This window comes from Microcystis sp. M_QC_C_20170808_M3Col (assembly GCF_007095505.1).
GTDB lineage: Bacteria > Cyanobacteriota > Cyanobacteriia > Cyanobacteriales > Microcystaceae > Microcystis.
In genome coordinates, this window is sequence record NZ_SFBY01000253.1 from 1 (window position 1) to 8,421 (window position 8,421).

Consider the following 8,421-nt stretch of genomic DNA (forward strand, 5'->3'; position numbering starts at 1 on the left):
TTAAAGGCATGGTAAAAAACTCTAGACTAGCTAAATCTATCAATGATGTGGCTTGGTCAACTTTTCGGCAATGGTTAGAATATTTTGGTTTTAAATATGGTAAGGCTACGGTAGCAGTAGCCCCCAATAACACGAGTCAAAACTGTTCTAATTGTGATCAAAAAGTACCTAAATCTCTATCTACGAGAACCCATGTTTGTCCCCATTGTGGCTATGTAGAAGATAGAGATATTAACGCCGCTATCAATATTCTCAAAAAGGGACTAAGTACGGTAGGGCATACCGGAACTCAAGCTTGGGGAGAGATTTCCTCTGATTTGGTTGGACACGTCCTGTCAGATTAAGAAAACTCGTTGAACCAAGAATCCCTCGTTTTTAGCGATGGGAGTGTCAATACAAATTAGCAGGAGTTGTTACCAATTATGCCTATCGGTGTGCCAAAAGTTCCCTACCGTCTGCCGGGTAGCCAATACGAACAGTGGATTAGCATTTACAGCCGTCTTTCGGTGGAACGCATTCTTTTTTTGGGGCAGGAAGTCACCGACGGGTTAGCCAATGCCCTTGTGGCCCAAATGCTTTATCTCGACTCGGAAGACCCCACTAAACCCATCTATCTCTATATCAACTCCCCGGGGGGTTCCGTTACCGCCGGCATGGCCATCTACGACACCATGCAGTACATCAAAGCGGAAGTGGTGACTATTTGTGTGGGATTAGCGGCCTCTATGGGGGCATTTTTACTGGCTTCTGGTAGTCCGGGTAAGCGTCTCGCCCTTCCCCATGCGCGGATTATGATTCACCAACCCATGGGCGGAACCGGGCGCCGGCAAGCGACGGATATCGACATTGAAGCTAAGGAAATCCTGCGTATTCGCCAGCAATTAAACGAAATTATGGCTAATCGCACCGGACAAACCATTGAACGCATCGAAAAAGACACTGACCGCGATTATTTCCTCTCCGCCGAGGAAGCCGTCGCCTACGGTTTAATCGATAAGGTGGTGGAGGGAAGACCGGCTTAAGTCAGTCAGAGGTTAGAACAGGCGAGAACCCTGTTCTAACTGCCATTGGACAAACTTCCTTAGATGGTAGGTTGGTTTATCGGATAAGAGGGTGTCTGTTGGGTATGGAATTTTTAGCAGCTTTAGAAACAGGCTTGATCTCTGCCGTGGCAATCATCAAGTTTTGCCTAGAAAGTCTTTCGATCGCTTGTGTGGTGATCGGATTAATTAAAACCCTACAATTAGCTTGGCAGTCTAATCGTCACCGTCGCAGTCTTCCCCCTTTTTCCTTCAATCAAATTCGCATTCGTTTTGGTACTTGGCTATCTTTAGCCCTAGAGTTTCAGTTAGGTGGAGACATCGTGGCTACTACCGTCACACCTACTATAGAAGCCTTGGCAAAACTCGCCCTCATCGCTATTATCCGAACTTTCCTCAACTATTTCCTCAGCCAAGAATTGGAAACGGAATTGTCCATGGAAAAAGAGCGATCGCAACTAGCAGCCCAGGACAATCTCAGGGATTTTTAATGCCAAAAAAAGGTGAGTTGACAATCACCTGACCTAACCGCTGATAAGCTGTTGACTATTGAGGGTATGCTAAAAAAGTTTTTCAGCAAGCTCTAGATAGTCAACAGCTTATTACTTTCGATCGCCCATTGGGCCAATTCCGTGCGATTATGAAGACTGGTTTTATGAAGCATATTCGACACATGACTTTCGATTGTCCGTTGGCTAACATTGAGTTTTTCGGCGATTTCCCGATTAGCCAGTCCTTGGGCGACCAATTGTACTACTTTTAATTCCGTTGGGGTTAATTCCACATTACCCGGAACCTGAAGAGGAGTGACATCCGGGGAATGGATGCGGGTGCTGCGTTTCAGCAACCGGCCCGCTTGTGTGAGGGAAGACTCCACCAGGGCCACTAATTCTTCCGGTTCAAAGGGTTTGACCATATAGACATCGGCCCTGGTGGTTAAACCTGTTACCTTGTCCTGACTTTGAGCGTTAGGGGAGAGAAAAATCACGGGAATGCCACTAAAACGACTATCCTGACGAATTTTTTCGACGAAGGCATAACCGTCCATTTCCGGCATGATCAGATCACAGATAATCATATCGGGCATTTCCCCTGCCTTGGCAGTATTTGCCCCGCATTCGAGGATTTCTAGGGCTTCCCGACCGTTTTCTGCGGTTGTCACCCTATAACCACGAAACTCTAGATAATCTTTCACCAAAAGTATTAAATTCGGGTCATCGTCGATTAATAAAAGTTGTTTATTGTCTTTGTTGGTCTCTTTCATGGGTATTTTCCGGGCTGCAGGGTTAGGGGAATGGAGACGGACAAAGGATCGACAGGCAAGAGGCAACAGGTAGTTAGATATGTGTAGTTAATTAGGGTTTTCTGAATAAATCTAAAAACCTTATCCAACAAGGTTTTTAGACTTTTTTTCCCTCAAAAAGTGCCGACCATTGGAGTGATTGGGGGGAAAATTCCGGGACTTTTTCCCTAAAAATTAGGTAATTGACTCCCTCAAAATCGGTAAAACCCTACACCCCACACCCCACACCCTGCCCCCACGAAAAACTTTTTGCCGCAAACCCTAATTAATTGTGTTTCAGCTAGTTTTAACCCTGTTTTCCTCTATTGTTTCGGGTTCTTCTCTGGGACAGTTCAGAGAAATTGCCGGTAAATCGTGGCGAAGAAAAGCATATTCTGTGACGATTTGATTACCGATTAGGTGTTCTTGGATAATTCTTTCGACCACTTCCTTGTTTACCCTTCGATACCAGACTCCTTCCGGGTACACTAATAAAATCGGGCCTTGGCTACAAACCCGCAAACAGTTGGCTTTAGTGCGAAAAATACAGCCTGGACGGTCGGCGCTGGGGCGATCGAGTTCTAATTCACTTAACCGCTTCTTTAAATAATCCCACACTTCTAACCCTTCTTCCTTGTCACAGCATTTTGGCTTAGTCTGATCGCAGCAGAGAAATAGATGACGCTGGATCTGGTCCAATCCCAACTTAGCCACATTTTCCCCCAAGATATCTCTGGTGTCTGCTTCTTCCATAAATTTTTTTTATCAACTAAACTCTTGACATTGAACAGAAAATGTGCATAGCAGACTAAACTCTCGGTTTGAGGATGTAACGATAGATGAGATAAAAGATAGCGGCGAGGATTAAAGCGCTTAAAACTGCGCTGACTAGGCGTAAAATCGCCGTTAAAATGGAAAAAGTCACAAAAACCCCCGCCACTGCCACGACTACCTGTGCCGGTGTGGACAGGCTGCCGTACCAAGTTTTAACTTTTTCAAGAGTGGCAGCGAAACTAACCGGGGTAGCAACGGGGGGAAAATCGTCGGTTTCAATTTCCACTTCCACTTCTTCTGGGGTATATTTAGTATCGAACGGTTCGGGAGACTGCATAAACACTCAAGCTACTTAACACTTCATCCCTATTTTATCGATGATTGGGGTTGACAGGGGTTGAGGCCAGATCAATGTAACAATGAGTTTATCAATAGCTAAACGACCGGAATCTATGAGCCTATCGACTCCCACCGTTACCGCGATCAATTATCCTGATGCTACCATCACTAGGGCTGAACGCGCCCTCTGTTGTTCTCCTTTCCGTCTCACCCTATTCGCCGCTATGCTTGAGCGAAGTGTATCACTTTTAAGCATCCCCGGTCCTGGAGGTTTAGAAAAAGGTTATACTTCCAGACTGCTGACGGAAGCGGCAGCGGAAAGCTATCTTCTCTGGTTGATTAAAGTGGGAATTTTGCGGCGCGAAGTAGATGGACAGGGGATAACCGATAGTTTTCGTCTCACTCCTTTAGGGAGGAAATTAATAGAAAAATGGCAACCCCAAGGGTATCTTTTCCCTAAACCCAATTTCTGGCAAAGATTTTTAAATACTCTGCAACGTTGGTTTTCTTTTTAAGCAAGAGGCAACAGGCAACCCCCCCAACCCCTCGACATCGGGGGGGGTTAATAGAAAGAATCTGGCAATTCTCCTACCTAAAAAAAGGTTATAAACTAAGTACATCAAAGCTTTTAGCTTAACAAATTAGGTTGTAGATTCGGCCATTGTTATCAGTTATCATACCAAATCTGGTTATTAAAGACTGATTATTTATTCTCCCTTTTGCCTATTGCATGAGTGCCTCTCCTCATAAGTAGCCTATACTCAACGGATTTAGTATCAGTTATCAGATGTGAGTTTTCAGTTACTGGTTATCAGTTATCAACTGTTTACTGATTACTGTTTATTGATCACTGATTACTGATTACTGTTTACTGTTCACTGAAAATACTCAACTAAAAAAACTAGATGAAAGCAATCATGGTAGTGGGGACAACATCCCACGCGGGTAAATCTTTTTTAACTGCGGCCTTATGTCGTCTATTAAACCGGAAAGGTTGGCAGGTAACACCCTTTAAAGGTCAGAATATGGCCCTTAATGCCTATGTTACCGCCGGAGGGGGAGAAATGGGTCACGCCCAGGCGGTGCAAGCATGGGCCGCGGGGACAATTCCCCGGGTAGAAATGAACCCAATTTTATTAAAACCCCAGGGAAATATGACCTCTCAGGTGATTATTAAAGGCAAGGCTGTTGGTGTCACCATGGCAGCGGATTATTATCAGAATTATTTTGAGCAAGGTTGGCAAGCAATTAAAGAATCTTTAGCTAAATTATCAACAGAATTTGATCTAGTTGTCTGTGAAGGTGCGGGAAGTCCGGCGGAAATAAATCTCAAACATCGCGATTTAACTAATATGCGGGTGGCTAAATATCTGGATGCCGCTACTATTTTAGTGGTGGATATTGATCGCGGGGGGGCTTTTGCTCACGTCGTCGGTACGTTAGAATTATTAGAACCGGAGGAAAGAGCTTTAATTAAAGGTATTGTGATCAATAAATTTCGCGGACAAAAATCTCTCTTAGATGCGGGGATTACTTGGCTAGAAGATTATACAAAAATTCCTGTGTTAGGAGTTCTTCCCTATAGTGATATCTTTTTAAGTGCCGAGGATTCTCTCAGTTTACTCGATCGCCCCGCCCAAAAACCAAAAGCTGAACTAAATATCATTGTCATTCGTCTGCCTCATATCGCTAATTTTACTGATTTTGACCCTCTCTGTGGTGAAGCAACGGTTAATGTACGTTATCTAGAATTACAGGAATCTTTAGGTTATCCCGATGGGGTAATTATCCCGGGTTCTAAAACTGCTGTCGCTGATTTAATCGCTCTTGATCAAAGTGGTATGGCTAATCAATTACAAGCCTATCACCAAAGGGGAGGTATTATCTTTGGCATCTGTGGTGGTTTACAAATGTTAGGGCGATTAATCCTGGATCCTGACCATCGAGAAAGTACATACAGTGAGGCAGCAGGTTTAAATTTACTGCCCTTAAAAACGGTAATTACTGCCGAAAAAATTACCCGTCAACGACAAGTTTTATCCAATTATCCCCAAGCTGGTTTACCGGTAATGGGATACGAAATTCACCAAGGAATAAGCGAATGGGAAAGTGAATCAGGTTATCAAAAAATGTTCGAGGAAGATGCTAGTCTAGGAATTGTCAATGATTCTCTCTCAATTTGGGGCTGTTATTTACATGGTATCTTTGATAATGGTTCTTGGCGAAGAACTTGGTTAAATCATCTGCGTCAGCGTCGCGGTTTATTATCTTTGCCTACGGGAATTGCTAACTATAGTGAACAAAGAGAAATAACCCTCGATACTATGGCTAATTTACTGGAAGAACATTTAAATCTTAAACCTATTCTTGCTCATTTGTAAGGAGAAATTATGACTATTTCAGTGCGTTTTTTACCCGATGATATCATCATGGAAGCGGAAACCGGAGAACTATTATTAGATGTGGCCAAAAAAGCAGGAATTGAAATTCCTACCGGCTGTTTAATGGGTTCCTGTCACGCCTGTGAAGTAGAATTAGATGATGGTACTCAAATTTGTAGTTGTATTACCGGTATCCCCAGCGATCGAGATTCTTTAACCGTTCATTTATACTCCGATCCGCTTTGGTAGGTTGCTCCCTTAGAGCTAGTCAAACTTGGGAACAATCCAAGCTGCTATAATAGCCAATAAAACAACAATTTCTAAGACTTTATATAAGTTAAGAGATTGTAGCCACTGAAAAGTATTAGCTAGACGCAAACTTAACCCCCATTGACGTAATTGAGACAACCATAATTTCGGACTATCTTGTTCACGAAAACGCCATTTAAGGATAGATAATAACAGGGGAACCCCTCCCACTTTAGCAGTCATGAGCAGGTGCAGGATCAGACATACTGCCATAATTAACCAACTGAGCAAATGGGCATAATACCAGAAGTGATTTAATTCCCCTTCTGGTAGCCATTTGGAATCCATCATCCGGCCACTATACAAAGCAAAAGTTAGGGCAAAAAGAGTCAAAGTATTGACTAAACGATGGAGACTATACCACCAAATCGGCTTACCAAATTGGGTTAATTTGTTAAGAGAATCACTTTGAATTAATCTTTTGTTGCCCCGACGAAAAGCATAGATAGCAAAAATAGGAAAAATAATCAGAGTATAGAGGCCAAAAGTGCCGTGAATACTTTCAATTTCTCCATATTCTGGTAAGGGCAGTTTTAACCAACGACCGTCAAAAGTATCATAGGTCCAATAGGCCGTAACCATGGCGGCAATCAGGGCAATTCCCGTTAATCCGTGCAGAATTCGCAGTAAAAGAGGTTGATAAGGTTGATTAGTTTTCATGAACTCGATCGATACAATGGGGGGAGGTAAACTTTAGCCCGATACTATGTTAACTAATCCTTGGCTCCTCGCTGTTCTTCTCAATACCATCCTCCTCGGAATCGCCTGGATTGCCCCAAAAAAGCTCTTAACTGCCATGGGTTATCTCCATGCTTGGGTTTTAGGGGTAATTGTCTGGGGAAGCTTAGGATGGCGCGGTTATCTGATTGTTTTATTCTATTTCCTCGTCGGTTCTACTGTCACCCGCATCGGTTTAGCGCGCAAGGAAGCAGAGGGAATCGCCGAAAAAAGAGCGGGGGTACGCGGTCCAGAAAATGTCTGGGGTTCCGCTTTAGCGGGGGCAATTTGCGCTATCCTAAGTCTTTTTGCCGCTTCTCCCTGGGATTACCTCTTAATACTCGCTTATGTGGCTAGTTTTAGCACCAAATTAGCCGATACTACTGCCAGTGAGGTGGGCAAAGCTTACGGTAAAACTACTTATCTAATCACTAATTTTAAATCCGTCCCCCGGGGAACAGAAGGTGCTGTTAGTTTAGAGGGAACGCTCGCCGGTTTGCTGGCAGCCACGGCTATTTCCCTGTTAGCATGGGCTATCGGTGCGATCGATCCTATCGGTGTGTTATGGTGTGTAATTGCGGCATTTATCGCCACCAATATTGAAAGTCTCATCGGTGCTACCCTACAAACTCGCTTTCTGTGGTTAACTAATGAATTGGTCAATGTGATCAATACGGTTATCGGTGCGATCGTGGCTATACTGTTAAGCTTCCTCTGGTCTTTCAGCTAAAATTAAGTGACTAAAAAAAATTTTCAGAGAATATCTATGCTAAAGTGGCGTTTTTGTGCATTGACCCTGCTGTTACTGCTAATTACTGCCTGTGGCACGGAAAATCCACCCAATTCTAGTTCTACTACTGCAAGTAGTCCCGATGCTGGCCGCTTGCCAACGGTGAAAAATCGCGGTAAGTTAATTTGTGGCATTAACGGAGAAGTGCCGGGGTTTAGCTTTGTTAATGAAAAAGGCGAATATTCGGGCTTAGATGTGCAAATTTGCCGAGCTATTGCGGCCGCTCTCTTTAATGATACCTCCAAAGTCGAATATCGTAAACTTAGCCCCCAAGAGAGATTTACTGCTGTGCAGACGGGAGAAGTGGATATCCTCAGTCGCAACACCACTTGGACGATTAACCGGGATACCGCCCTGGGGATGGAGTTTATCACCCCGGTTTTCTATGATGGTCAAGGAATTATGGCCACGAAAGCCAGTAATGTTAAGAAATTAGAAGATTTGAGCGGAAAGTCCATTTGTGTGCTATCGGGAACCACCACAGAACAAAATCTGGCCGATGCCATGGCAAAAGCGGGAGTTCAAGGTTATAAACCGATCGTTTCCGATGATGTGGAGGCCTTATATACAGCTTATCAGGCGGGGCGTTGTCAGGCCGTCACCTCCGATCGCTCCCAATTGGTGGCCCGGCGCTCGGTTTTTCCCCGACCGCAGGATCATCAATTATTAGAAGTGGTAATATCTAAGGAACCCTTGGCCCCGGCCGTGGCCGATGGTGATCCCCCTTGGTCGAATGCCGTCCGCTCGATCGTTTTTAGTTTAATTCAAGGGGAAGAATTTGGGATTAAC

At 44.1% G+C, this 8,421-nt stretch carries 11 protein-coding genes and 1 pseudogene; 8 read left to right on the forward strand and 4 right to left on the reverse strand.

Annotation, left to right across the window (positions count from 1 at the left end; translation table 11 throughout):
* The 3 genes and pseudogenes from EWV84_RS11380 to EWV84_RS11390 all read left to right on the forward strand — a co-directional run.
* Window positions 1–357: pseudogene (locus tag EWV84_RS11380) on the forward strand (RNA-guided endonuclease InsQ/TnpB family protein); the annotation flags it as partial.
* A 65-nt stretch (window positions 358–422) separates the two neighbouring features.
* The gene (locus EWV84_RS11385) at window positions 423–1,022 is read left to right on the forward strand and encodes an ATP-dependent Clp protease proteolytic subunit (protein WP_002734165.1); all 600 of its coding nucleotides are present in this window, start codon (window positions 423–425) and stop codon (window positions 1,020–1,022) included.
* Between the two features lie 104 nt (window positions 1,023–1,126).
* Window positions 1,127–1,531: a DUF1622 domain-containing protein gene (locus EWV84_RS11390; RefSeq protein WP_286825308.1), complete on the forward strand. Its 405-nt coding sequence runs from the start codon at window positions 1,127–1,129 to the stop codon at window positions 1,529–1,531.
* A 92-nt stretch (window positions 1,532–1,623) separates the two neighbouring features.
* On the opposite strand, the gene EWV84_RS11395 is transcribed toward EWV84_RS11390, so the two are convergent.
* The 3 genes from EWV84_RS11395 to EWV84_RS11405 form a co-directional block, all read right to left on the reverse strand.
* Window positions 1,624–2,304: a response regulator transcription factor gene (locus EWV84_RS11395; RefSeq protein WP_286825309.1), complete on the reverse strand. Its 681-nt coding sequence runs from the start codon at window positions 2,302–2,304 to the stop codon at window positions 1,624–1,626.
* A gap of 315 nt (window positions 2,305–2,619) precedes the next feature.
* The gene (locus EWV84_RS11400) at window positions 2,620–3,075 is read right to left on the reverse strand and encodes a (2Fe-2S) ferredoxin domain-containing protein (protein ID WP_287078090.1); all 456 of its coding nucleotides are present in this window, start codon (window positions 3,073–3,075) and stop codon (window positions 2,620–2,622) included.
* 55 nt (window positions 3,076–3,130) lie between these two features.
* Entirely contained in the window at window positions 3,131–3,433 is a 303-nt protein-coding gene (locus tag EWV84_RS11405) for a hypothetical protein (RefSeq protein WP_286825311.1), read from the reverse strand.
* Between the two features lie 115 nt (window positions 3,434–3,548).
* Here EWV84_RS11405 and EWV84_RS11410 point away from each other — a divergent pair, with 115 nt between their 5' ends.
* The 3 genes from EWV84_RS11410 (at window position 3,549) to EWV84_RS11420 (ending at window position 6,065) form a co-directional block, all read left to right on the forward strand.
* Window positions 3,549–3,950 carry an Npun_F0494 family protein gene (locus tag EWV84_RS11410; protein ID WP_286827017.1) on the forward strand — a complete coding sequence of 134 codons (402 nt, stop codon included), beginning with the start codon at window positions 3,549–3,551 and terminating at the stop codon, window positions 3,948–3,950.
* Window positions 3,951–4,340: 390 nt separating this feature from the next.
* On the forward strand, window positions 4,341–5,816 hold the full coding sequence (cobQ, locus tag EWV84_RS11415) for a cobyric acid synthase CobQ (RefSeq protein ID WP_287078091.1): 1,476 nt from the start codon (window positions 4,341–4,343) through the stop codon (window positions 5,814–5,816).
* A gap of 9 nt (window positions 5,817–5,825) precedes the next feature.
* Window positions 5,826–6,065 (forward strand): 2Fe-2S iron-sulfur cluster-binding protein, encoded by a 240-nt coding sequence (locus EWV84_RS11420; RefSeq protein ID WP_287078093.1) that lies wholly within the window; start codon window positions 5,826–5,828, stop codon window positions 6,063–6,065.
* 15 nt (window positions 6,066–6,080) lie between these two features.
* Here EWV84_RS11420 and EWV84_RS11425 read toward each other — a convergent pair whose 3' ends face one another.
* Window positions 6,081–6,785, reverse strand: a complete 705-nt coding sequence (locus tag EWV84_RS11425) for a cytochrome b/b6 domain-containing protein (RefSeq protein ID WP_287078094.1) — start codon at window positions 6,783–6,785, stop codon at window positions 6,081–6,083.
* A 46-nt stretch (window positions 6,786–6,831) separates the two neighbouring features.
* Between EWV84_RS11425 and EWV84_RS11430 the strand changes: the two genes are divergently transcribed.
* On the forward strand, window positions 6,832–7,572 hold the full coding sequence (locus EWV84_RS11430) for a TIGR00297 family protein (protein WP_287078095.1): 741 nt from the start codon (window positions 6,832–6,834) through the stop codon (window positions 7,570–7,572).
* A gap of 36 nt (window positions 7,573–7,608) precedes the next feature.
* On the forward strand, window positions 7,609–8,421 hold an 813-nt coding region (locus EWV84_RS11435; RefSeq protein WP_287078096.1), incomplete at its 3' end, for an amino acid ABC transporter substrate-binding protein.